At 71.0% G+C, this 23,171-nt stretch carries 20 protein-coding genes; 15 read left to right on the top strand and 5 right to left on the bottom strand.

What is annotated here, in order from left to right:
• Window positions 1-180: 180 nt before the first annotated feature.
• The 6 genes from EV292_RS15635 to hemW all read left to right on the top strand — a co-directional run bounded on the left by EV292_RS15635 (window position 181) and on the right by hemW (window position 6,556).
• On the top strand, window positions 181-771 hold the full coding sequence (locus EV292_RS15635; protein ID WP_132910177.1) for a Uma2 family endonuclease: 591 nt from the start codon (window positions 181-183) through the stop codon (window positions 769-771).
• Window positions 772-932: 161 nt separating this feature from the next.
• On the top strand, window positions 933-1,265 hold the full coding sequence (locus tag EV292_RS15630) for a hypothetical protein (protein ID WP_165927145.1): 333 nt from the start codon (window positions 933-935) through the stop codon (window positions 1,263-1,265).
• Window positions 1,266-1,348: 83 nt separating this feature from the next.
• Window positions 1,349-1,882: a translation initiation factor IF-3 gene (infC, locus tag EV292_RS15625; RefSeq protein ID WP_132910175.1), complete on the top strand. Its 534-nt coding sequence runs from the start codon at window positions 1,349-1,351 to the stop codon at window positions 1,880-1,882.
• Between the two features lie 232 nt (window positions 1,883-2,114).
• On the top strand, window positions 2,115-4,928 hold the full coding sequence (locus EV292_RS15620) for a TonB-dependent receptor (RefSeq protein ID WP_132910174.1): 2,814 nt from the start codon (window positions 2,115-2,117) through the stop codon (window positions 4,926-4,928).
• A gap of 158 nt (window positions 4,929-5,086) precedes the next feature.
• The gene (locus EV292_RS15615) at window positions 5,087-5,302 is read left to right on the top strand and encodes a hypothetical protein (protein WP_132910173.1); all 216 of its coding nucleotides are present in this window, start codon (window positions 5,087-5,089) and stop codon (window positions 5,300-5,302) included.
• Between the two features lie 99 nt (window positions 5,303-5,401).
• Window positions 5,402-6,556 carry a radical SAM family heme chaperone HemW gene (hemW, locus tag EV292_RS15610; RefSeq protein WP_132910172.1) on the top strand — a complete coding sequence of 385 codons (1,155 nt, stop codon included), beginning with the start codon at window positions 5,402-5,404 and terminating at the stop codon, window positions 6,554-6,556.
• Window positions 6,557-6,586: 30 nt separating this feature from the next.
• Here the strand turns inward: hemW and EV292_RS15605 are convergent, their stop codons facing one another.
• Both EV292_RS15605 and EV292_RS15600 read right to left on the bottom strand, forming a co-directional pair.
• Window positions 6,587-8,020 carry a methyl-accepting chemotaxis protein gene (locus EV292_RS15605; protein WP_132910171.1) on the bottom strand — a complete coding sequence of 478 codons (1,434 nt, stop codon included), beginning with the start codon at window positions 8,018-8,020 and terminating at the stop codon, window positions 6,587-6,589.
• A gap of 125 nt (window positions 8,021-8,145) precedes the next feature.
• Complete coding sequence (locus EV292_RS15600) at window positions 8,146-8,745, bottom strand: NAD(P)H-dependent oxidoreductase (RefSeq protein ID WP_132910170.1); 600 nt, start codon at window positions 8,743-8,745, stop codon at window positions 8,146-8,148.
• Between the two features lie 69 nt (window positions 8,746-8,814).
• Between EV292_RS15600 and EV292_RS15595 the strand changes: the two genes are divergently transcribed.
• The gene (locus tag EV292_RS15595) at window positions 8,815-11,055 is read left to right on the top strand and encodes a transglycosylase domain-containing protein (RefSeq protein WP_132910169.1); all 2,241 of its coding nucleotides are present in this window, start codon (window positions 8,815-8,817) and stop codon (window positions 11,053-11,055) included.
• Between the two features lie 294 nt (window positions 11,056-11,349).
• Here EV292_RS15595 and EV292_RS15590 read toward each other — a convergent pair whose 3' ends face one another.
• Window positions 11,350-11,925: an opacity protein gene (locus tag EV292_RS15590; protein ID WP_132910168.1), complete on the bottom strand. Its 576-nt coding sequence runs from the start codon at window positions 11,923-11,925 to the stop codon at window positions 11,350-11,352.
• 184 nt (window positions 11,926-12,109) lie between these two features.
• Here EV292_RS15590 and EV292_RS15585 point away from each other — a divergent pair, with 184 nt between their 5' ends.
• The 5 genes from EV292_RS15585 (at window position 12,110) to EV292_RS15565 (ending at window position 18,289) form a co-directional block, all read left to right on the top strand.
• Complete coding sequence (locus tag EV292_RS15585) at window positions 12,110-13,804, top strand: molecular chaperone HscC (protein ID WP_132910167.1); 1,695 nt, start codon at window positions 12,110-12,112, stop codon at window positions 13,802-13,804.
• Complete coding sequence (locus EV292_RS22710; protein ID WP_165927144.1) at window positions 13,801-15,579, top strand: hypothetical protein; 1,779 nt, start codon at window positions 13,801-13,803, stop codon at window positions 15,577-15,579. Before EV292_RS15585 ends, EV292_RS22710 begins: the two co-directional genes overlap by 4 nt.
• Window positions 15,580-15,767: 188 nt before the next feature.
• Window positions 15,768-16,088: a hypothetical protein gene (locus EV292_RS15575; protein ID WP_165927143.1), complete on the top strand. Its 321-nt coding sequence runs from the start codon at window positions 15,768-15,770 to the stop codon at window positions 16,086-16,088.
• A gap of 127 nt (window positions 16,089-16,215) precedes the next feature.
• Window positions 16,216-17,220: a beta-eliminating lyase-related protein gene (locus EV292_RS15570; protein WP_132910165.1), complete on the top strand. Its 1,005-nt coding sequence runs from the start codon at window positions 16,216-16,218 to the stop codon at window positions 17,218-17,220.
• A 139-nt stretch (window positions 17,221-17,359) separates the two neighbouring features.
• The gene (locus EV292_RS15565; RefSeq protein ID WP_132910164.1) at window positions 17,360-18,289 is read left to right on the top strand and encodes an EamA family transporter; all 930 of its coding nucleotides are present in this window, start codon (window positions 17,360-17,362) and stop codon (window positions 18,287-18,289) included.
• Here the strand turns inward: EV292_RS15565 and EV292_RS15560 are convergent.
• Entirely contained in the window at window positions 18,199-19,029 is an 831-nt protein-coding gene (locus EV292_RS15560) for an NAD(P)-dependent oxidoreductase (RefSeq protein WP_132910163.1), read from the bottom strand. The two genes, EV292_RS15565 and EV292_RS15560, sit on opposite strands and share 91 nt — an antisense overlap.
• Window positions 19,030-19,145: 116 nt before the next feature.
• On the opposite strand from EV292_RS15560, the gene EV292_RS15555 reads away from it, so the two are divergent.
• A complete protein-coding gene (locus tag EV292_RS15555; protein ID WP_132910162.1) occupies window positions 19,146-19,964 on the top strand; it encodes an RNA methyltransferase in 819 nt (272 codons plus the stop codon).
• Between the two features lie 9 nt (window positions 19,965-19,973).
• Here EV292_RS15555 and EV292_RS15550 read toward each other — a convergent pair whose 3' ends face one another.
• On the bottom strand, window positions 19,974-21,740 hold the full coding sequence (locus tag EV292_RS15550; RefSeq protein WP_132910381.1) for an AcrB/AcrD/AcrF family protein: 1,767 nt from the start codon (window positions 21,738-21,740) through the stop codon (window positions 19,974-19,976).
• 131 nt (window positions 21,741-21,871) lie between these two features.
• On the opposite strand from EV292_RS15550, the gene EV292_RS15545 reads away from it, so the two are divergent.
• Both EV292_RS15545 and EV292_RS15540 read left to right on the top strand, forming a co-directional pair.
• A complete protein-coding gene (locus tag EV292_RS15545) occupies window positions 21,872-22,306 on the top strand; it encodes a GtrA family protein (protein ID WP_243693804.1) in 435 nt (144 codons plus the stop codon).
• Between the two features lie 18 nt (window positions 22,307-22,324).
• Window positions 22,325-23,053, top strand: coding sequence for a class I SAM-dependent methyltransferase (locus tag EV292_RS15540; protein ID WP_132910161.1), 729 nt, complete (start codon window positions 22,325-22,327; stop codon window positions 23,051-23,053).
• The last annotated feature ends 118 nt before the right edge of the window (window positions 23,054-23,171 follow it).

The following is a 23,171-nucleotide window of genomic DNA, read 5'->3' as shown; positions in this document are numbered from 1 at the left end:
GCTTGACCCGGCATCCAGGGTGCCGCGTACACTGCGGCCGCTGCTCTCGCGGCCGCATGGATCCCGGCTCAGGCCTGTCCTGAGCGACGCCGCAAGCGGCGTCGAAGGGGCGGGGATGCCGTGGCATTGCGCCGTGGCGAGCAGCGAGCGGGCGCACGTACCTGACGCAAGGAGGCGAAGGTGACGATCTGGCAGGAGATCAAGGCCGGCACGATCCCGCCCCGGCTCACCGTCGCGGACATCTACGCGCTCACCGAGGCGGGGCTGCTGGCCGAGAACGAGCATTTCGAGCTGATCGACGGAGAGATCGTGCCGATGGGCGCGGCGAAGTCGAGCGACCACGAGCGGGTCAAGCAGCGCCTCAGCCATCTGCTCAACCTCAGCCTCCCGCGCGCGCTCGGCGTATTCGTAGCGGCAGACATCGCCTTCGGCCCGTCCGACCTGCACGAGCCTGACCTCGCCGTGTGGCCACGAGTCATCCCGTCGCAGGAGGTGCGCGGGCCGGACCTGCTGCTCGTCATCGAGGTGGCGGTGTCCTCTATCGGCTATGACCTGCGCGTCAAGGCGCCGCGCTACGCCACCTTCGGCGTGCGCGATTACTGGGTGGTGGACGCGATCCGCAAGACGATCCGCGTGCATCGCGCGCCGGTTCAGGGCGCGTACAGCGATGTCGAGGAATATGAGGCACATGAGTGCGTGACGGCGCTGCTGCTCCCCGAGGTGAGCGTCTGCCTGGAGGAGATCGACGGCCCGCCCGCGCGGCGCTGGTGATTGACGGGGTGGCGCCCCGGCCGCCCCTCGACTGCCACCCCGGCGAACGCCGGGGTCCAGGTGGGGGACGTAGCGGGCCAGCCACGACGGCTTTCCCAACTGGGCCCCGGCGTTCGCCGGGGCGGTAAAGTAGAGGCGTTGCGAAGATGAGAGAAACCTCGATGCGCCCGACCCTGCTCCTCCTGGCCCTCCTCGCCGCTCCTGCGGCCGCGCAGCGCCCCGGACCGATCGCGCCCACGCCACGCGCCGACTCGGGCATCGCCACCGATTTTCCCACCACGCGCGACAGCATCGCGCGTGAGCGCCGCGCCGGTCGCCTCTCCCGCCGCGATGCCCGCCGCGCCGAGGCCGAGGTGGACGTGAACGCCGCCATCGCCGCGCGCTACGCCCGCGACGGCGGCCTGTCCGACTCGGAACGCGCCGAGATCGACAACCGCGATCGCGCGACGCGCAGCCTGCTCGACGCCCCCGCGCGACGGCCGGCGCCGCGATGACGCGCCGCCCCTTCTAAAAGCGCGCGATCTCCCTTATATTGGCCGACAGCACAGCCAACGGAGATTTACCTATACGTCCCCCCATGATGCGCCGGCCGATGCAGGCGCCGCCGATGAACGGGCCCCGCTTCAACGAGTGGATCCAGAGCCCCAAGGTCCGCGTGATCGACCACGAGGGTGAGAACCTGGGCGTGATGTACACGCGCGAGGCGATGGAGCAGGCGCGCGAGGTCGGGCTCGACCTGGTCGAGGTGTCGCCCAACGCCGACCCGCCCGTGGCCAAGTTCCTCGATGTCGGCAAGTTCAAGTACGAGGCGCAGAAAAAGGCGAACCTCGCACGCAAGTCGCAGAAGACGCAGGAGATCAAGGAGATCAAGATGCGTCCGAACATCGACGACCACGATTACGACACCAAGATGAAGAAGGTGGTCGAGTTCATCGAGGAGGGCGACAAGGTCAAGGTGACGATGCGCTTCCGCGGCCGCGAGCTGAGTCACGGCCAGCTCGGCATGAACGTGCTCCAGCGCGTCGCCGAACAGGTCGCCGAGGTCGCCAAGGTCGAGGCCTATCCGCGCATGGAAGGCCGTCAGATGCTGATGGTGCTCGCGCCCAAGTGAGCCGATCGGGCCGCGGCCACGCGCCGCGGCCCGCCCGCCTGCCGTAGCGTCAGGCGCGGATCACGCCGCAACGTGCGCGCACAGCGTTGCACGCGCTCCACACCCGACATTGAAAATCGCCGCGTCGCGTCGGAAAACGCTAGACGCGCCCTTAGCGTGCGCTAAGCTCTCTCCAATACCGAACCTTCGAAAAGGAGGTCGGGATAACAGGACCTTGGGAGAGGGACGCCACATGCGACTGAGCATTTTCCTCCTGTCGTCGGCGGCGATGACCGTCGCCGCGCCCGCGCTGGCGCAGCAGCAGGCCAGCCCGGTGACCAGCAACGCCGCGGTCGATAACCAGAGCGACACCACCGCGGACCAGGCCGGCGACACGCGCGAGCTGAACGCCAACGACATCGTCGTCACCGCCACGCGCCGCTCGGAGCGGCTGGCGGATGTGCCGATCTCGATCACCGCGGTGAGCCAGCAGGCGCTGCAGAATTCGGGCGCGACCGATATCCGCCAGATGGCGCAGCTCGCCCCCTCGCTCAACGTCTCCTCGACCGGATCGGAGGCCAATGCCTCGGCGCGCGTCCGCGGCGTCGGCACGGTCGGCGACAATCCCGGGCTGGAGAGCTCAGTCGCGGTGTTCATCGACGGCGTCTATCGCAGCCGCACCGGCTCGGGGCTCAACGACCTCGGCGAGGTCGACCGGATCGAGGTGCTGCGCGGGCCGCAGGGCACGCTGTCGGGGCGCAACTCCTCGGCGGGCGCGATCAACATCTACACCAAGGCGCCGTCGTTCGACTTCGGCGGCTATGCCGAGGGCACCTACGGCAATTACGACTTCTGGCGCGCCGCTGGCGCGCTGACCGGCCCGATCATCAAGGACGTGCTCGCCTTTCGCGTCGACGGCGTGTGGCAGAAGCGCGACGGCTTCTACCAGGACGTCGCCAACGACACCGATTATAACAATCGCGACCGCTATTTCGTGCGCGGGCAATTGCTGCTCGAGCCCTCGTCCAACTTCTCGCTGCGGCTGATCGGCGACTATACCCGCCGCGACGAGAAATGCTGCGGCGCGGTCTATGTCGACACGCGCGAGAAGATCGATCCCACCCCCGGCGTCGCGGGCGATTACGCGATCAACCCCGCGGGCAACCGCATCGTCAGCGTGATGACCTCGCTCGCCGCGTTGCGCGGCTATCCCGCGGGCACGGTCTTCCCGAGCGGCAACGACCCGTACAGCCGCCGCATCGCCAATACGCCGGGCCGCGCCTATTCGAACGTGACCAAGGATTATGGCGGGTCGGGCCAGATCGACTGGAACCTGGGCGGCGCCTCGCTCACCTCGATCACCGCGTACCGCGAGTATAAGTCGGACGGCGCGAGCGACATCGACTATAACGTGCTCGACATCGGCTATCGCCCCGACGACGGCAACAATTACCGCCAGTTCCACACCTTCACCCAGGAGCTGCGGCTCAACGGCGAGGCCTTCGGCGACCGGCTCAACTGGCTGATCGGCGGCTTCTACAGCAAGGAAGACCTGCAGGTCGTCGACAACCTCAAGTTCGGCCGCGACTATGGCGCCTTCGCCGCGTGCCGCATCGTCGCGACGATCAACCCCAATGCCGCGCTGCGCAACCCCGCCAATCCCGGCTGCCTCAGTTCCGCCGGCACCGCGATCCTCTCGGGCCAGCTCCCGGGGACGACCCCCGCGTTCGGCGCGGCGACGCCGCTGCTGCTCGCCAACATCCGGCTGCTGTCGACGCTCAACGACCTCGGCACCACGCGCGACGTCTACGACCAGGACAGCCAGAGCTTCGCGCTGTTCACGCACAACATCTTCAAAATGACCGACACGCTCTCGCTCACCGGCGGCCTGCGCTGGACGCACGAGCGCAAGAAGTTCGACGCCAGCTTCGGCAACAACAACACCGTCTGCCCGCAGATCCAGACGCTGCTCGGCGCCGGCCCCGCGGGCAACCTCTTCAACAACGCGCAGCTCGCCGCGCTCACCCGCGGCATCGCCACGCTCGCCTGCACCGGCAACAGCTCGGCCGCGCTCAACGGCCGCCAGATCGCGGACGACTTCAGCGAGAGCCAGTTCACCGGCACCGCGGTGCTGAGCTGGAAGCCGAGCGACCGGCTGATGACCTATGCCAGCTACTCGCGCGGCTACAAGGCGGGCGGCTACAACCTCGACCGCTCCGACCTGGGCGACGCCTATAATCCAGCGACGATCGCCAATATCGACGCGGGCCGGCTGCGCTTCGATCCCGAGACGGTCAATGCCTTCGAGGTCGGCTTCAAATATTCGAGCCGCGCCTTCACCTTCAACGCCGCGGCGTTTCGCTCGGAGTTCAAGAACTTCCAGCTCAACACCTTCAACGGCACCAATTATGTCGTCGAGAATATCGGCTCCTGCTCGGAGGGCCTGAACGGTGCCGACCGCGACGCCAGCGCGACGACCGGCGTCTGCACCGGCGACGTGAAATACGGCGTGCGCAGCCAGGGCGTCGAGCTCGAGGCCGGGATCTACCCGGTCGAGCATCTCGCCTTCAACATGGGCTATACGCTCGCCGACACCAAATACCGGCGCAACCTGGTCGGCTCGGACGCCGGCGCGGCGCTCGACCCGGCGTTGTTCCTGCTGTCGGGCGCGCAGATCTCGAACGCGCCGCGCAACGTCATCACCACCTCGCTGAGCTGGACGCCGCCGATCGGCGACAGCGGGATGAGCGCCTTGTTCTACGTCGATCAGCGCACGTCATCCGACTATAACACCGGCTCCGACCTGTTCGCGGAGAAGATCCAGGACGGCTTCACCTTGGTCAACGCCCGCATTGGCCTGCGCGGGCGCGAGGATCGCTGGGCGGTGGAGGTATGGGCACAGAATCTGCTCGACACCGATTATCAGCAGGTGGCGTTCAACACGCCGTTCCAGGGCGCCGGCAGCCTCGAGCAGGTGCGCAGTTTCGGCGGAGTCGGCAATCAATTGTTCTCCTCCTTCCTCGCCGAACCGCGCACCTATGGCGTGACGCTGCGGACGCGCTTCTGAACCGGAGGCCGCCGAGTCACTTCTAAGCATTTTGTTAACCAATTCTCAGGCAATATGGGTTAGCAATGCGGGATGACCGGCGGCGAATCGATTCGGAACAGCGGGATCTTGCGATAGATTGGTATGGCAAGGTGCCTGCGCGCCCGTGGGGGTGAGAGATGAATGTGGACGTTCTCGGCCAGACCTTGACCGAGCAGCTCGAACAAGTCCTCTGGACCGCGCGTAGCGCGGGGAGCACGCTGATCATCTCGCGCGCTCAGCACCCCGATGCGGTCGGCTGGATGATGCGCGAGGGATGGGTACGCGAGCGTCTCGGCCATCTCGTGCTCACCCCCAAGGGTCACGCCCACCGGCGCGCCTGCGCCCCTTATTGAGCCGAGCCGGCCGAGGCCCCGCGCCGGCGGCACCCCCTCCGCCTCTCCGCCCCTCGGCTTCTGGCCAAGACGCGCGCGCCGAGGCATAGCGACGGCGCCATGACCGACTCCGCGCTGGCGCTCTACGTCCATTGGCCGTTCTGCGTCTCCAAATGCCCCTATTGCGACTTCAACAGCCATGTCCGCGAGTCGGTCGACCAGGCGGCGTGGCGCGCCGCGCTGCTCGCCGACCTCGCGCATGAGGCCGCGCTGCTGCCGGGGCGCCGGCTCGGCTCGATCTTCTTCGGCGGCGGCACCCCCTCGCTGATGCCCCCCGCCACGGTCGCCGCGGTGATCGACGCCGCCACCGCCGCCTGGACGCCCCTCCCCGACCTGGAAGTGACGCTCGAGGCCAATCCCTCCTCGGTCGAGGCCGCGCGTTTCGCCGATCTCGCCGCCGCGGGGGTCAACCGCGTCTCGCTCGGGCTCCAGGCGCTCGACGACGCGGCGCTCCGCTTCCTCGGGCGCGCGCATGACGTGATGGAGGCGCTGGGCGCGCTCGACGTCGCGCAGGCGCGGTTCGCGCGGGTGAGCACCGACCTGATCTACGCGCGCCCGGCGCAGCGGCTCGACGCATGGGTGGCCGAGCTGACGCGCGCGCTCGCCTTCGGCACCGAACATCTGTCGCTCTATCAACTGACGATCGAGCCGGGCACGCGCTTCGCCACCGAGGCCGCGGCCGGCCGGCTCCAGATCCCGGACGGCGATGCGGCGGCCGATCTGTTCGAGGCGACGCGCGCGCTCACCGCCGCCGCGGGCCTGCCCGCCTATGAGGTGTCGAACCACGCCCGGCCCGGCGCGGAGAGCCGCCACAATCTGGCCTATTGGCGCTATCGCGATTACGCCGGGATCGGCCCGGGCGCGCACGGCCGCCGCCTCGCCAGCGCGACCCAGCGCCACCGCAAGCCCGAGAACTGGCTCGGCGCGGTGGCGCGCAATCGCCACGGCATCGTCGTCGAGGAACCGCTCGCCCCGTCGCTGCGCGCGAGCGAGGCGCTGCTGATGGGACTGCGGCTGGCGGAGGGGGTCGATCTCGCGTGGATCGCGCGCGAGACCGGGCTGCCGCGCGACGCGCTGGTAGACGCGGGCGCGATCGCGGCGCTGCCGGAGCTGATCGTGCTCGAGGGCGACCGGCTTCGCGTCACCGAGGCGGGGATCCTGCTGCTCGACTCGATCCTGCCGCGCGTGGTGCGCGCCGAGCCGGTGCTCGCCTGAGCCACCGCCGCGCGACGGTGGCTCAGCCGGTCAAAAGGACGACCAATCGTCCTCGGCCACCGCCACCGCGGCGCCGCCGCGACGCGGGGCGGGGGCGGCGCGGCGCGCCGCCGCGGGCGCGGCGTGCGTCACCGTGGCGCGCGCCGCGGCGCGGCGGGTCACCGCGCGCGACGCGGGGGCGGCCACGCCGCCCAGCGTGAAGCGCGCGATCTCCGCCGCGAGCGTGTCCGCCTCGCCCGACAGCGCGCGCGCCGCGGCGGTCGCCTCTTCCACCATGGCGGCGTTGCGCTGCGTCACGCCGTCCATCTCGCCCACCGCGGTGTTGACCTGCTGCAACCCCTGCGACTGCTGCTCGGCCGAGCCCGAGATGTCGGAGACGAGCACGCTGATCTCGCCGATCCGGCCGATGATCCGCTCGAGCGAGCGACCGGTCTCGCTCACCAGCGCCACCCCGGCGTCGACCGTCTCGGCCGAGGCGGTGATCCGCTGCTTGACGTCCTTGGCGGCGTCGGCCGAGCGCTGCGCCAGCGCGCGCACTTCGGAGGCGACCACCGCGAAGCCCTTGCCCGCGTCGCCCGCGCGCGCCGCTTCGACCCCCGCGTTGAGCGCGAGCAGATTGGTCTGGAAGGCGATCGCGTCGATCACCGCGATGATGTCCGAGATCTCCGCCGAGGTGCGCTCGATCCCCGCCATCGCCTCGATCGCGCGGCGCACCACCGCGCCCGATTCCTCCGCCTCGGCGCGCGTCACGCCGACGATCTGATTGGCGCGCCCCGCCCCGCCCGCGGTCTCGCGCACCGTCGCGGTGATCTGCTCCATCGCCGCGGCGGTCTCTTCCAGGCTCGCGGCCTGCTGCTCGGTGCGCTGCGACAGATCGTCCGACGCCGAGCTGATCTCGCCCGCGCCGCGGTGGATGCCTTCGGCGACCCGCGTGACCGAGCTCATCGTCGCGTGGAGCGCGGCGACCGCGTCGTTGAAATCATGCTTCAGCTTGAGGAACGGCCCGCTCAGCTCGGCGTCGATCCGCGCGGTGAGGTCGCCCGCGGCGAGGCGGCCGAGCCCCTCCCCCATCGCCAGCGCCATCTTGCGCTGCGTGTCGCACTCGGCCGCGGCGAGCGAGCTCTCGCGGAAGATCGCCATCGCCTTGGTCATGCGCCCGACGCAATCGCGGTTGCCGGTGTGCTGGACCGGGCTGTCGAGGTCGCCCGCGGCGAGCCCCTCCATCCGCACCACCGTCTCGACATACGGCGTGCAGATCAGCCGCGCCGCCACGAGCGTCACGCCGACGATCGCCGCCACCCCGGCGAGCGCGCCGCCGATCACCCAGCGCGGATCCGCCGCGCCGGGGGCGAGCACGCCATAGCCAGCCAGCGCCGCGATCCCGCCCGACAGCGCCAGATACACCAAGGTCAGCACCTTGAACTTCAACCGAATCGGCGCGTGCCGACCGAACCATTCCACCATCTGGCCGCCCCTGCTGACGGCCGAGCGGGATGTTCGGCCACGGCCGCCCTGATGCGCGCTGCACGGCTAAAATTCTGCTAAGGTATTGTCGTAAGACTGAAGTCTAAGGCCGGGCGAGCCGCCGCTCACACCGCCGGCACCGCCCCCGCGAGCGGTGCGAACCGCGCCACCTGCCGACCGATCAGCCGCAGTTGATCGCGCACCGCGGGGTCGCTCACCCCGCCGGCATCGTCGAACTTGGTGAGCTGGGTGTTGATCGCGGCGGCGAAGGGGGTTGGCCAGCCGCGCAGCGCGTGGACGATCGAGCGCAGCGCCGCGATCGTCGATCCCGTCGCCTGCCAGCCGTAGGCGGTGGCGATCAGGCCCACCGGCACGTCGGCGAGATAGGCGCGCTCGTCGCGCGCGGTCTCTTCCAGCAGGTCGAGCGCGTTCTTGACCACGCCCGAGATGCTGCCGTGATAGCCGGGGCTGGCGATGATCACCGCCGAGGCGTCGCGCACCGCATCGACGAAGGCGCGCTCCTCGGGCGTGCGGCTTGTCGCGCGCGGGTCATAGAGCGGCAGCCGCGCCATGTCCTCCCCGCCGAACAGTCGGATACGGAATCCCTCCGCGCGCGCGGCGTCGAGCGCGACGCGCAGCGCGCGTTCAGTCGAGGACACCCCGCCGATCGTGCCACCGATCCCGACCACCAGCGGCGCCTCTGCGCCTTTCGCTTCGTCCACCATGCGGCTATCCTTGTGGCACGCGGTCGCCGCTTGCGACAACTGTTATATAAATGTAAGACACCCCGTAGCATGCGCCCCCCCTACGAACCCGGCCGCGTCCGCTATCATCACACGCGCGGCGACCCGCCCGCCGCCGGCGAGGAGCAGCGCGCCGCGCCGCTTCCGTCGTTCGATCCGTGGCGCGACGCCGATGCCGCGCCGCCACCGCGCGAGGATCGGCAGGGGGACGGCGACCGTCATCGCGACGACGGCGGCTTCTGGCAGCAGACCCGCCAGCGCTGGCCCGATCCGCTGCCGCCGCCGCGGCCGTGGTGGCGGCGCGTGCGCTGGGGGCGCTGGCTGGTGCGCGGCGCGGCGGCGTTCATCGTGCTGTTCGTGGTCGCGGTGATCTGGCTGGCGGTGACCGCGCCGCTGTCGCGCTCGCTCAAGCCGCCGACGCCGCCCTCGATCACGCTCACCGCCGCGGACGGCACGCCGATCGCGCGGCGCGGCGCGATCATCGGCGCGCCGGTCGACGCCGCCAAGCTGCCCGCGCACGTGCGCGAGGCGTTCCTCGCGATCGAGGACCGCCGCTTCTACTCGCATTTCGGGGTCGACCCGCGCGGCATCGCGCGCGCGGCCTGGGCCAATCTCGGCTCGGGCGGGGTGCGCCAGGGCGGCTCGACGATCACGCAGCAGCTCGCCAAGAACGCCTTTCTCGACTCCGACCGCACCGCCGCGAGGAAGCTACGCGAGGCGATGATCGCCTTCTGGCTGGAGGCGTGGCTGAGCAAGGACGAGATCCTCTCGCGCTATCTCTCCAACGTCTATTTCGGCGACAACGTCTACGGCATCACCGCCGCGTCCAAGCATTATTTCGGGCGCACCCCGATGCAGCTCAACACCGGCCAGGCGGCGATGCTGGCCGGGCTGGTGAAGGCGCCGTCGCGGCTGGCGCCGACCGGCAACCTCAAGGGCGCGCGCGCGCGCCAGGCGGTGGTGGTCGGCGCGATGGTCGACGCGGGCTTCCTGTCGAAGGACGAGGCGGCGCGGGTGCAGCCGCAGCGCGTGCTGGCCGAGCGCCCCGAGACGCTGCCGACCGGCACCTACTTCGCCGACTGGGTGCTGCCCTCGGCGCGCGAGGTGGCGGGCGAGTCGGGCACCGAGGCGACGGTGCGCACCACGCTCGACCGCGGCTTCCAGCGCACCGCCGAGCGCGTCGTGCGCCAGGCCTCCCTGCGCGGCATGCAGGCGGCGCTGGTGGCGATGAAGCCCGACGGTACCGTCGTGGCGATGGTGGGTGGCAAGGATTATCGCGCCAGCGCGTTCAACCGCGCGGTGCAGGCCAAGCGCCAGCCGGGCTCGACCTTCAAGCTGTTCGTCTATCTCGCCGCGATGCGATCGGGGCTGACCCCCGCGTCGGTGATGGACGACACGCCGGTCGAGATCGCCGGGTGGAAGCCGCGCAACGACGACGGCCGCTACCTCGGCCCGATCACGTTGCAGCGCGCCTTCGCGCGCTCGTCCAACGTCGTGGCGGCGCGGCTGACGCAGCAGGTCGGCGTGCGCAACGTGATCCGCGCCGCGCGCGACCTCGGCATCACCACGCCGATCGCCAACGAGGCGACGATCGGACTGGGCACCTCCGAGGTGTCGCTGCTGGAACTCACCGGCGCTTATGCCGCGGTGGCGAGCGGGCGCTATCCGGTGGTGCCGCGCGGCGTCGAGGGCGGGCGCAGCGCGAGCTGGTACGAGGCGATCGCGGGGCGCGACACCGCGATGTCGGACAAGGTGCGCGACGAGATGCGCACGTTGCTGGGCTCGTCGATCCGCGGCACCGGGCGCGGCGCCAACCTGCCGGTCAGCGCCTTCGGCAAGACCGGCACCAGCCAGAGCGGCCGCGACGGCTGGTTCATCGGCTTCGCGGGCGACCTGGTGGTGGGCGTATGGGTCGGGCGCGACGACAGCGCCCCCAACCCGGGGCTGCACGGCGGTGGCATCCCCGCGCAGATCTGGCGCCAGTTCATGATGTCGGCGCTGCACATCCCGGTCGCGGTCGCGCCGGTCGAGGAGGAGATGGCGGCGCCGAGCGACGCGGCCAATATGGTCGAGGGGCTGGGGGTCGAGCTCGACAGCGAGATGGGCCGCGCGATCGACGGCGCGCAGCCGCGGATCGAGGACGCGCTCGACCGGCTGCGCGAGATGGGGATCGATCTGCCCCGCCCGCCCGCGCCGCGTGAGCGCGTGCCCGAGCGGCGGCGCCTCGACGAGGGCCGCGGCGAAGGCGGCGGCGACGGCTTCGAAGAGGACGGCGGACCGGGCGCGTTCTGACGCGACGGCTTGGTGGAGATGCACGCGGAGGCGCTGAGCGGCAGCGTTCGCCGCGTCAGCGGCTCTCCAGCATTTTTGTTCACGCGAAGACGCGAAGACGCGAAGACGCGAAGAGGGGTTGCCAGCCTCGCGCGTCACGACCGGTATGCAAAGGTAACGAGCCGCTGTCGCGGCAGGCTCGCCCTCTCTGCGCCTCCGCGTCTCCGCGCGAACAAACTTCTTCGCGTCGTCGCGTCTTCGCGTGAACCACCCCACGCGCGCGACAGAGCGCACGCGGGGGGTGGCCGACCGACCTCAGAAGTGCGCGATCACGCCCGCCATCGGGCGCACGGTCTCGAAGTCGCCGCGCGTTGAGATCTCGGCGCGGAAGCGCACGCCCTCCTTCTTCACCAGCCCGTCGAGGCCGATCGCCGAGGGGCCGAACTCGCCGCCGATGCCGTAGGAGATGCGGCCATAGTCACCGCTGTTCGAGCCGTAGCGGTCGAAATTGACCCACTGATAGCCGACCTTGCCATAGACCAGCCCGGTCTCGCCCGCGCGCACGCCGGCGCGGCCGTGGACGCCATATTCCCAGTCGATGTCACCGCTGAACCCCTTGGCGGCATTGCCCTCGACGCCGACGAAGAAGGCACCGAGCGGCACGTTGACGCCCGCGACGCCCTCGACCAGCCCGCCCTTCAGGCGGTTGCCCGGCGCGTTGTACGGGATGCCGTGCCCGGGATCGCTCTCGAACCCCTCATAGCCGCCCATCACGCCGACATACGGGTCGATGCCGAACGCGCGCGACCCGTCGCTGGTGGTGTCCTGCGCCTGGGCGGCGCCGGGAAGGAGGAAAGCGGCAGCAACGGCTGCCAGAAGCAACGTCTTCATCTTGATACCTTTGTGAGGAAGCGCGGTACGTCGGCGCCTCGACGATCGAACGGGTCGCGGCAGGGCCGGGTCCGGCCAAATTGGAAAAAAATGCCGCTGTTGCGGATCGGCCACAACGCCGCTGCGGGAGCGTGTCCCTCTACAAAGTGAGTCCGCCGATCGGCTCGGCGCGCGGAGACGGACATTGATCGTCGGCATCGACCTGGGCACCACCAACAGCGCGATCGCGCGCTGGCATGACGGCAGGGCCGAGCTGATCCCCAACGCGCTGGGCGCGACGCTCACCCCTTCCGCGGTGAGTCTCGCCGAGGACGCCAGCGTGCTGGTCGGCGCCGCCGCGCGCGATCGCCAGATCACCCATCCGGAACGCACCGCCACCACTTTCAAACGCCTGATGGGGACGAGCCAGAAGGTGACGCTCGACGGCGTCGCCTTCACGCCCGAGGATCTGTCCGCGCTGGTGCTGCGCCAGCTCCGCGAGGATGCCGAGCGTCATTGCGGCGAGCCGGTCACGGGGGCGATCATCACCGTCCCCGCCTATTTCAACGACCGCCAGCGCAAGGCGACCCGCCGCGCCGGGCAGCTCGCGGGCCTGCACGTCGAGCGCCTGGTGAACGAGCCTACCGCCGCGGCGCTCGCCTACGGCATCGTCGACCGCAGCGATCGCGAGCCGTTCCTCGTCTTCGATCTCGGCGGTGGCACCTTCGACGTCTCGATCGTCGATGTGTTCGACGGCATCATCGAGGTGCGCGCCTCGGCCGGTGACAACCGGCTCGGCGGCGAGGACTTCACCGCCGCGCTGGCGGTGGTCGCGCGCGCGCGCGCCGGCGTGCCGAGCGACCCCGCGTCACCGCGGCTCGACGAGGCCGTGCGCGCCGAAGCCGAGCGCGTGCGGATCGCGCTGAGCGACGCGGACAGCGCGACCTTCTCGCTGGTCTGGGCGGACCGACGCTACGAGGCCGAGCTGACCGGCGCCGACCTGGAGGCGGCGGCCGCCCCGCTGCTCGATCGGCTGCGCGAGCCGGTGCTGCGCGCGATGCGCGACTGTCGCCTGCGCGCCGAGGAGATGAGCGAGATCGTGCTGGTCGGCGGCGCCACGCGCATGCCGATCGTGCGCCGCGCGGTCACCCGGATGTTCGGTCGCTTCCCCAGCCATGTGATCGATCCGGACCGGGCGATCGCGCTCGGTGCCGCGGTACAGGCCGGGCTGAAGGCGCGCGCCGCCGACCTCGCCGAGATCCGGCTGACCGACATCTGCCCCTTCTCGCTCGGCACCGACGTCGCCGATCGCGGGCCACAGGGCCAGATCCTCGCCGGGCGCTTCAAGCCGCTGATCGAACGCGGCACCGTTCTCCCCGCCAGCCGCGTCCACCGCTTCGTCACGATGACGCCCAACCAGGCCAAGGTCGAGTTCGACATCTATCAGGGCGAGGCGCGCCGGGTCGACGCCAATGTGCTGCTCGGGTCGCTCTCGATCCCGGTCCCGCCGCGCCCCGCGGGCGAGATCGCGCTCGACTGCCGGTTCAGCTATGACGTCAGTGGTCTGCTCGAGGTCGACGTGACCGTGCTCACCACGGGCGAGACGCATCAGCTCGTCCTCACCGACGACGAGTCGATCGATCCGGCGGAGCTCGCGGCGCGCCGCGCCGCGCTGGCCGCGCTCAAAATGCATCCGCGCGACGAGGCGCGCCACCGCGCCCTGCTCGCGCGTGCCGAGCGTTGTTTCGAGCTGTTCCTCGGCAACCAACGCGAGTTCGTCGCCGGGCTGATCGCGCATTTCGAGACGGTGCTGGCGACGCAGGAGCCGCGCGAGATCGCCGAGGCGCATGCGGCGATCTCGGCGCGGCTCGACCAGCTCGAGCGCGAGCGGCCGTCGTGAAAGGGGATGTCTGGACCTTGCTGGGCCTCGAACCGACGGCGGACCCGGTCGCCATCCGCCGCGGCTATGCGCGGCGGCTGAAGCAGATCGATCCCGAGCGCGACCCGGCGGCCTTCCTCGCGCTGCGCGCCGCGTTCGACGAGGCCACGGCCATGGCCGCACGCGACGCGGCGGCAGCGCGGGACCGCGACGACGCGCCGGTCGGCGAGGAGGAGCGCGCGGACCGGCCTGAGGAGCATAACGACGGGGCGGCGGCGCGCTCCCCCGCGCTCCCTCCGTCTGCCGCGGAAGGGCGGCCCGACGAACCCCCGTATGACGAACCCCCGTATGACGAACCCCCGCATGACGAACCGCCGCATGACGAACCGCCGCATGACGAACGCGACGCCGACCGGGCACTGCGGCTCGATCATGTCGCCGCCTTTCGTGCCTTGCTGACCGCGCTCGACCCGCCCGAGGCCACACCCGCGATGATCGCGGCGCAGGGGGCGCGTGTGCTCGATCATCCCGCGATGGCGAACCTGGACCATCGCTCGCTCGTCGAGGCGCGGATCGCCGAGCTGATCGCCTATCGCATCCCGCACAGCGATCCGTTGATCGATCTCGCGATCGCCGCCTTCGGCTGGCGCGGCGACCTGCACGGCGACCTGCCCGCCACATTGGCCGCGGTGCTGCAACGCGCCGCCGACCGTTGCCACGAGGACGCGCTGCGACTTACCGCGCCGGCCGATGCGAGGCTGCTGGCGCGGTTGCGGCGCGGCCCGCCGCGACGATGGGGGCGGATCGTCGCCTTGCTGTCGAGCGCCCGTGTCGAGCGCTTGCTCGACCGCTTCTTCGAGGAGCACCCCACCACGCTGCAGACGATCCCCGACGAGACGGTCCTGTGGTGGAAGGAAGCGGTGTGGCGCGGCCACGACGGACCTTGGCCGGCACGCTGGTGTCATCGTCTGGGTGCCAAAGCGCTGCGGATGCGCGCCCCGTCGGTCGCGGAGGTCGGGTGGTTCATCCTCAACGCCGTGCTTTTCACGATTTTCCCGCTTCGAGCGATCTGGCTGCTGCGGTCGGGCACGTCGCCGACGATCCGCTGGCTCGGTATGAGCTATGCGCTCCTCGCCTTGATCGCGTGGGCCGCCGTCCATGCGTCCATTGCGCCAAGGGGCGACGGTCTCACGACGCCGCGCCACGATATCGAACGCGTGCTGGGCAACGTCACGGGCGACCGCGCCGATCCCGCCGTGGTGATCCAGCGCAACCCCGGCCTGTATCGCGCGCTCGATGAAGCCTGGCACGCGGCGGCGCGCTTGCCGCGGGAGGGCCAGCTGCACTTTTTCTACCGCCAGAGCGCCGCGGTGGTGAACGTGCCGATCAGCCGCGCCGAGCGCGACGGCGACCGGCAGATCGCGCTGGACGAGGCGCGCTGGCGGCTCGCTTCCATGCGCATCGCGACGCGCCGCAGCGACTCCGCCTGCGTCGACGCGCTCTATCAGCTCATCCCGGACGAGCCGCGCGCGGTGCGCGCGCTGCGCGAGGCCACGATCGCGCGCGCCCTGCTCACCGGGCCGGTACCGCACCGGACCTTGTCGCCGCTGATCCCCAACTGGCTCTACGACGACGCGGTGCGACGCTCCGGGCTGAGCCGTGAGGCGGCCGATGTCGCCAGTCACGGCAAGGGCTCGCCGCATGCGCGGTGCCTCTGGCAGATCGCCGAGCTCGAGGCTGCGCTGGCGCGACCGAATGACGAGGCGGTCGACCTGCTGCGGTTGATCCTGGCTTGAACGAAGGAGGCCGAAGCGGGATCGTCACCGGGCGCGCCGTCACGTCACTCGCGTGCAGAAGCTTGCCGACCTTCCTCTCGATCTCACAATATTATAAACTTGATCGAACAGTATTCTGGCCGGCGATCATTGACTAGGCGACGACGCCGGATCACAATCCTTCCTCCCCATAGCCGAGACAGGCCCTTATGCCCGAATTATATGAAGTCATGGAGGATCTGGTCGAATCGATCGACGTATTGTCGAAGCGCCCCGCAGCGGAGGTTCTCGATGATCTCACCGACGCCGTGCGCGAGGCCCGCCCGCTGAGCACCGATCAACTAATCTCACTAGCCTTTATCGCCGGGCTCGAGGTGGGATCCGTCGGCAAGTTCGCGCGCACGGAATATGCGCTGAGAACAGAGAATTTCCGCGCGGCCGCGACGGGAAGCTTGATCGATACAGGTCGACATATCAGTGATATCGAGATCAAAGATTTGATCGCGGAGGCGAAGAACGATTCCGATTGAACCGAGCGGCGGCGTGTGCCCGTCGCCCGCACGGATCGGATGACCTTCACCTATACAGCGCTGCGCCACATGCGCGCCCGCCGCCACCACCTTGACCGCCCAGCGCCGCTGACCGAAGGCGCTGATCATGCGCTTCTTCTCCGACAATGCCGCCCCCGTTCACCCCGCCGTGCTGCGCGCCATCGCCGAGGCCGACCGGCTCGACACCGCTTATGACGGTGACCGCTGGTCCCAGGCGCTCGACGCGCGCTTCGCCGCGCTGTTCGAGACCGAGCGGTTGCGCGTGCTGTGGGTGCCGAGCGGCACGGCGGCCAATTGCCTCGCGCTCGCCGCGCTGTGCCCGCCGCACGGTGCGGTATTGTGCCACCGCGACGCGCACATCCAGAACGATGAGTGCGGCGCGCCCGAATTCTACACCCATGGCGCCAAGTTGCTGCTCGCCGAGGGCGCCGGCGCCAAGCTGACGCCCGCGACCGCCGCCGCGGTGCTGGATCTCCAGCGCTACGACGTCCACCAGCAGCGCCCCCACGCGCTCTCGATCACCAACGCCACCGAATATGGCCGGGTCTATGTGCCCGACGAGGTCGCCGCGCTCGGCGAGCTCGCCAGGGCGCGCGGGCTCGGCTTCCACATGGATGGCGCGCGCTTCGCCAATGCGGTGGTCTCGACCGGCGCCTCCCCCGCCGATCTCACCTGGCGCGCCGGGGTCGACGCGCTGAGCTTCGGCTTCGTCAAGAACGGCGGCATGAACGCCGAGGCGCTCGTCTTCTTCCGGCCCGAGCTGGCCGAGGAGACGCTGTTCCGCCGCAAGCGCGCCGGGCACCTGCTGAGCAAGGGCCGCTACCTCGCCGCGCAGCTGCTCGCGATGCTCGACGGCGATCTGTGGCGCGACTGCGCGCGCGCGAGCAACGCGGGCGCGGCGCTGCTCGCCGCCGCGGCGGGCGATCGGCTGGTCCATCCGGTGGAGGCCAATGAGGTGTTCCTGCGCGTCTCGCCCGACGAGGCGGCGCGGCTGCGTGCGCTGGGCTTCGACTTCTACGATTGGGGGCCGGGCGAGGCGCGACTGGTCATCAGCTGGGACCAGCGTGCCGAGGACATCCGCCCGCTCGCCGAGGCGATCGCGGCGCTGTGAGCAGGTGTGAACTTCTCCCCTCCCCTTCAGGGGAGGGGCTGGGGGTGGGGCGCTTCCGCGCTCGGCGCGCTCGGGGAAGTGCCCCACCCCAACCCCTCCCCTCAAGGGGCGGGGCTTCGCTCGCGAGCCCATCCGCCCCATGAACCTGCCCCGCCCCAACAGCACGCGCGCGGCGGTGCTCGTCCCCTTCGCGATCGTCACGCTGATCTGGGGATCGACCTGGATCGTCATCCGCGACCAGCTCGCCGGTGCCGGCGTGCCGCCGAGCTGGTCGGTCAGCTACCGCTTCCTCGTCGCGGGGGCGACGCTGGCGGCGGTCGCGGCGTGGCGCGGCGAGTGGCGCGGCGCCCCGCTGCGCGACCGCGGCTTCTGGATGTTCACGGGCGCGGTCGGGCTGCTCCAGTTCGTGATGAACTTCAACTTCGTCTATCGCGCCGAACAGCATATCACCTCGGGGTTGGTGGCGGTCACCTTCGCGCTGCTGCTGATACCCAACGCGCTGTTCGCCCGCGTCTTCCTGGGCCAGCGTCTGGGGCGGCAGCTTCTGCTCGGCTCGGTTGTGGCGATGGCGGGAGTCGCGCTGCTGTTCGTGCGCGAGGCCCGCGGCGATCCCACCGGCGCGCACGAGACGATCCAGGGGATCGGGCTGACGCTGGTGGCGATCCTGTCCGCCTCGGTGTCGAACGTGATGCAGGCGACCGAGCGCGCGCGGCGCTACCCGATGACGCCGATGCTCGCCACCGCGATGCTGGTCGGCGCGGCGATGGACGCGACCTGGGCGTGGCTCACCACCGGGGCGCCGGTGTTCGACGCGCGGCCCAGCTATGTCGCGGGGGTGCTGTACCTCGGCCTGTTCGCCTCGGCGCTGGCCTTCACGCTCTATTTCCGCATCATCCGCACGATCGGCCCGGCCAAGGCGGCGTATAACAGCGTAATCGTGCCGGTGATCGCGATGCTGCTGTCGACGCTGTACGAAGGCTATCGCTGGACGACGCTCGCGGCGGCGGGTGCGGCGCTGGCGGGGGTCGGGCTGGTCGTGGCGCTGAGCGCACGCAGGCCGGCGCGATAATCGGGGTAGCGCGGGCGCCAACCGAGCACGCGCACCGCCTTGGCATTGGCGACGCGACGGTTCTCCGCATGAAAGGCGCGCGCCGCCGGGCTGAGCGCGGCGAGCGGCACGAGCGGCGGCGCGGGCAGGCCCAGCAGCCGCGCGGCATGGTCGAGCACCGCGTCCTGCGCCGCCGGGACGTCGTCGGCGAGGTTGTAGGCGCCCGCGGGCGCGTCGAACCCTGCGACCACGCCGCGCGCGAGATCGTCGACATGGATGCGGCTGAACACCTGGCCCGCCACGCCCGTGCGCCGCGCCTCGCCGCTCCTGACCCGGTCGAGGGGCGAACGGCCGGGGCCGTAGATGCCGGGCAGGCGGAAGACGCGCGCGCCCCGCGCCAGCCAGGCCGCGTCGGCGCGGTTGCGCCCGGCGCGGCGGCCGCGGTCGGCGGGCGCGTGCTCGTCGACCCAGGCGCCGCCGGTGTCGCCATAGACCCCGGTCGACGACAGATAGCCGAGCCAGCCGCGATCGAGCCACGCGCCATAGGAAGCGAGCACGGGATCCTCCCCCGCCCCGTCGGCATCGGGCGGGATCGAGGAGAGCACATGGGTCGCCGCGGCGAGCCCCGCACGCACCGCGTCGGCGTCGTCGAAGCGGATCGTGCCGTCACGCCCGTCGCGGGTGGTGGCGAGCAGCGGCACCGACGCGGCCTCGGCGATCGCGCGCGCCGCATAGCCCAGACCGAAGACGAACAACCGCATCGCACCCCCCGTTCGATCAGACAGACCCGCGCGACCCGCCCGCGGTTCCCTCCCGTGGCGATCCGCCGCGGCGACAATCGCCTCGACCTCGCGCGATAAGCCGCTAGGCGGGAGCGGTGCCAGCGCTCATCCCGATCGACGATCCCGCCGACGCGCGGATTCATCCCTACCGCGACGTGCGCGAGCGCGACCTGGTCGGTCGCGACGGGCTGTTCGTCGCCGAGGGCGTGGTGGTGCTGGAGAAGCTGGTGACGAGCCCGCTCCACCGCCCGCTGTCGCTGCTGCTGGCCGAGAAACGCGCCGAGCCGCTGCGCCCCTTGTGGTCGCGGCTGGGCGAGGACGTGCCCGTCTATGTCGCGCGCCAGCCGGTGCTCGACGCGATCGCGGGCTTTCCGCTCCACCGCGGCGTGCTCGCGATCGGTGCGCGCGCACCGATGCCCGAGCCCGCGGCGCTGCTCGCCACGGCGCGCGCCGCCGCGCGCGACGTGCTGCTGCTGTGCGGCATCGCCAACCACGACAATATGGGCGGGATCCTCCGCAACGCCGCCGCCTTCGGGATCGGCGCGGTGCTGCTCGATTCGGATTGTTGCGACCCCTTCTATCGCAAGGCGATCCGGGTCTCGGTCGGCGCCGCGCTCGACGTGCCGCAGGCGCGGCTCGCGCCGGGCGCTGACGCGATCGCGCTGCTCGACCGCGCCGGCTTCGCGCCGGTCGCGCTCAGCCCCGCGGGGTCGATGGCGCTCGCCGACTGGGTACCGCCGCCGCGCAGCGCCGTGTTGCTCGGGGCCGAGGGGCCGGGGCTCGCCGCCGCGCTGATGGCGCGCACCGCGACGGTGCGGATCCCGATGGCGGACGGGTTCGACTCGCTCAACGTCGCCACCACCTCGGGGATCGTGCTCCACCATCTCAGCGCGGCGCGACGGCGCGGCGGCTGAGCCCCGCGCTCACTCGATGCGGAAAGCGCGGAACGGCGACCCCTTGCGCAACGGCACCGGCACCAGCCAGGCGAAATGCTCGCCGCGCGCCAGCCGCGCGTAGAAGCCGGCCGGCGCCTTGGCGCGGTAATTGGTCGATTCCGCCATGTCGGGGCACACCAGCAGCAGCGTCGCGCCGTGACGCTTCATGATCGCGCGCGCGCGATCCGGCTCGCCCTTGAAGGCGTGGTGGACGTCGAGGATCGCGTCGCCGTTGCGATGATAGGGCCCGGCGATGGCGTTGTGATGGGTCAGCGTGATCAGCCGCGGGCCGAGGTCGACGAAGGTGAAGACCGTCTGGCGCGGCAGCCGGTTGAGCGGCGCCATCGCGGGGATGGTCATGCACCGCCCGGTGGCCTTGTTGACGCGGCGGACATAGGCGCTGGGGCGATCGATCTTGAACCAGTCGATCGCGAGCTGCGCGAAACTGCCCGAGACCAGCACGAACACCGCCACCGCCGCGAACGCCTTCACCGGCCAGTAGCGCGGCGCGAGCAGCCACGGCAGCGTCGCCCAGGCGAGCGCCGCGGCGCCGGGGATGGCGAGCAGCTGCGCCGCCGGTCCGGCACGCGCCTGCCACAGCAGCATCAGCGCGGCGAAGGCGCCGAACAGCGCGACACAGGCCCAGCCGCGCAGCGCGGGCGCGCGCCGCGCGCGCCACGTCGCGAGCAGCGCGCCGATCAGCCCGATGATCGGCAGCGTCACGATCGGCAGCGCGACCCGCAGCGGGTGGCGATAGATCGGCTTGGCCTCGCGCACGTTGGCGAGCCAGGTGGTATAGAGTTCGTCCGACACCTGCTCGGGCCGGCCGAGGCATTGCGGGAAGGCGAGCGCGAAGAAGCCCGCCACCGCCGCCCCCGCCGCCAGCGCCAGCACCAGCCGCACCGCCGGCCGCTTCGGATCCACCAGCGCGAGCAGCAGCAGCAGCCCGCCCGCGAGCACCACCACCGACAGCCACACCGGGGTGAGCGCGTCGCAGCGCAGCGCGCGATTGGCGTAGGAGGCGAAGCCCGCGTACCCCAGCGCGCCACCGCCCGCCAGCGTCAGCGCATAGACCGCGAGCCGGTCGCGCTCGCCGCGGTCGATCACCCAGGCGAGCGCGAGGATCGCGCCCGACATCGCGGCATAGGGCAGCATCTCGAGCCCGATCGTCATCGACACCGCGGTGGCGACGCCGACCAGCGCGCCGCCGCGCGCGCCGCGCGGGTCGCACAGTCCCGCGACCGTCACCGCCAGCATCGCGAGCTGCCAGCCGTGATGGTCGATCCGGTCGGGCATGAACATGCCCAGCGTCACGTTGGTGGCGAGGAACAGCGCGGGCGCGAGCGGCCAGGCGAGCGGGTGTACCAGCCGTCGCAGCGTCGCCCCCAGCGCCACCAGCGTCACCGCCGCGGGCAGCAACGGCGCGATGCCGCACGCCAGCCGCTCGGCCTCGGCGGCGCCGACCAGCGGCCGCAGCAGCAGGATCAACCCCGCGATCGGCAGGTCGACCAACCGCGACCAATGGATGTCGAACCCGCCCGGCGGATTGAGGCGATAGTCGCGCAGGTCGAACCAGCCCTGGCCGGCGAGCAGCGCGCGCACCTGCATCAGCCGCATATTGTCGTCGGTGTCGCCGAGCGACAGCCAGTGGATCGCGGCCCAGCGCTTCCACAGGAACCAGGCGGCGATGCCGACCCAGACGAGCAGCGACAGACGCAGCCAGTCGCGATCGATCACGCCGCCCGCGCGCGCGATCGCGTCGCGCGCCGCGCCCAGCCTGTCCCGTCGGGCGTGCAGCCTTGTCGTTCCCAAAACGCTTCCTTCCGGCCCGCGAGCGCGATAGAGCCGCAGCCGCGTCTAGCCGCGGCGGCGCAAAGGGCAAGGTTTTGGCAGCGTCTCACTCCCCTTCATCGGCGTCGCCGCCCCCCCGCGCGGCGCAGCGCGAGGTCTTCTGGCAGCTGGTCCGCTTCGGCGTGACCGGGGGCGTGATGACGCTGCTCTACGCCGCGGTCTATTGGCCGCTCGCCACCTATGTGATGTACCCCAATCTGGCGGTGGTGGTCGCGTTTCTCAGCGTCACCTTCATCGGTCGCTTCGCGCACGGCGCGGTGAGCTTCCGCGGGCACGGCACGCGGAGCGCGCGCACCGCGCGGCGCTTCTTCCTGGTGCAATTGTTCGGCTTCTTCCTGCAGCAGGGCTTCACCTGGGTGCTGGTGACCGGCCCCTTCTTCCACGGGCCGACATGGTGGCCGCTGGTGCCCGCGGTGTCGGTGGTGCCGCTGCTGACCTTCTGGCTCCAGCGCAACTGGGTATTCGCGTAACATGAAGGCAGATCGCTGATGGACCGCCGCGTCTACGACCGCATGGCGGAGCATGATTCGACCCACTGGTGGTATCGCGCGCGCCGCGACGTGCTCGCCGATTTCCTGACGCGCGAGGCGCGGCTGCCCGCGCGCGCGCGCATCCTCGAGATCGGCTGCGGCACCGGGCACAACCTGCCGATGCTGGCGCAGTTCGGCGAGGTCGACGCGATCGAGATCGACCCCGCCGCGCGCGCGATCGCGAGCGAGCGGCTGGGCAAGCCGGTCGGCGCCGCGCCGCTGCCCGAGCTGCCGGGGGTCGAGCGCGGCGGCTATGACCTGATCGCGGTGCTCGACGTCGTCGAGCATATCGCTGACGACGTCGCCGCGCTGGCGGCGATGCGCGCCTGCCTCCGGCCCGGCGGCAAGATCCTGATCGCGGTGCCCGCGCACCAGTGGATGTGGAGCGCGCACGACGTGGTGAACCACCACCATCGCCGTTATTCCAAGCCGACGCTGGTGCGCGCGATCCGCGCGGCGGGGCTCCGCGAGCGCGGGCTGACCTATTTCAACTCGCTGCTGTTCCCGCTGGCCGCCGCGGCGCGCGTCGCTGGCCGGCTGACCGGGCGCGACGACAGCGACGATTCACCCCCCGCCGCGCCGCTGAACGCCTTGTTCGAGCGGATCTTCCGCGTCGAGCGCCATCTGGTGGGGCGGGTGCCGATGCCGATCGGCGTGTCGATCCTGACGCTGGCCGAGCCGGCCTAGCGTGTGAACCGGCGGGGTGCTCCTGCGGCAGCAGGAGCACGGTTGACCGGGGTGGATCAGACGCCCGTCGACCCGGTTCGGCCGTCGCGCCCGTGCCGTGGGGAGCCGGAAGCGATCC

It is taken from the genome of Sphingomonas sp. BK235, from assembly GCF_004345855.1.
In the GTDB taxonomy this organism is placed as follows: domain Bacteria; phylum Pseudomonadota; class Alphaproteobacteria; order Sphingomonadales; family Sphingomonadaceae; genus Sphingomonas.
The sequence above is the reverse complement of the archived record's forward strand: the minus strand, read 5'-3'. Positions and strand labels throughout refer to the sequence as shown.